Annotated in this window: 1 protein-coding gene; it reads left to right on the top strand. The window is 28.9% G+C overall.

Annotated elements, in window-relative coordinates:
• The first annotated feature begins 177 nt into the window (after positions 1-177).
• Complete coding sequence (gene trxB / locus CEX73_RS02585; RefSeq protein ID WP_101627032.1) at positions 178-1,140, top strand: thioredoxin-disulfide reductase; 963 nt, start codon at positions 178-180, stop codon at positions 1,138-1,140.
• The last annotated feature ends 158 nt before the right edge of the window (positions 1,141-1,298 follow it).

Below are 1,298 nucleotides of genomic sequence, written 5' to 3'. Positions count from 1 at the left end.
AGCTATCTAAAAATTTTAGTTAACTAAATGGGTAATTTATTTATTATTTAAAATAAAATTATTAATAATCAAAACAATAGATATTTGTTTTTAAAGAAAGTAAGATATTTTTTGCTTATTTTACTTTTTTTTAGTAAAAAGATTATCTTTGTTAAACAGTTTAACAAGAGTAAATATATGTCTATAGTTAAACATAATCATTTAATTATATTAGGCTCTGGACCTGCAGGTTACACTGCTGCTATATATGCAGCGCGTGCTAACTTACATCCTATTTTGATTACTGGGATAGAAAAAGGTGGTCAACTTATTACTACAACAGAAGTAGAAAATTGGCCTGGAGATGCAAGTGATCTTACTGGACCAAAGCTAATGGAACGTATGTACCTTCATGCTATCAAATTTAATACAGAAATTATATCTGATAACATCATTGATGTTAACTTAGAACAACGTCCTTTTTATTTGATAGGAGATAACCATAAATATACTTGTAATGCGCTAATTATTGCTACTGGTGCTTCAGCACGTTATTTAGGTCTTTCTTCAGAAGAGAAATATAAAGGTAAAGGAGTTTCTGTTTGTGCTACCTGTGATGGTTTTTTTTATCGCAACCAAAAAGTAGCAGTAGTAGGTGGTGGTAATACGGCTATAGAAGAAGCTCTTTATCTTTCTAAGATAGCTACAGAAGTACATCTGATACATCGGAGTGAAATATTTCGTTCAGAAAAAATTCTGTTAAAAAGACTGATGGAAAAAGTTAATAATGGAAATATTATTTTGCATACTAATACAATTGTCAATGAAATATTAGGCAATAATATGACAGTGACTGGTATAGAATTACAACATATTACCGAGAATAAGCTAGAAACTTTAGAGATTGCTGGAATCTTTATTGCTATAGGACATAGCCCAAATACAGCTATTTTTAATGGTAAACTTGCTTTGCAATTAGGTTATATTCAGGTACAGTCAGGTAGAAATGGTAATGCTACAGCAACATCTGTACCTGGTGTATTTGCAGCTGGTGACGTCATAGATCAAAACTATCGTCAAGCTATTACTGCAGCTAGTACTGGTTGTATGGCAGCTATAGATGCAGAACGTTATCTTCACTTAAATCGAATTATACCATAATAGAAGTTATTTACTAAAATAATAAGTATCTTGACCATGTTACTAAAAGATAAAAATAAACAATTTAGCTTTATTTTAATGTTATAAATATTAATTTAATTTAATATAATTATATTATAGTGTAATATATTAAATTAATTAAATATATTTAACGTTTT

Source organism: Candidatus Palibaumannia cicadellinicola, from assembly GCF_002855795.1.
GTDB lineage: Bacteria > Pseudomonadota > Gammaproteobacteria > Enterobacterales > Enterobacteriaceae > Baumannia > Baumannia cicadellinicola_C.
The sequence above is the reverse complement of the archived record's forward strand: the minus strand, read 5'-3'. Positions and strand labels throughout refer to the sequence as shown.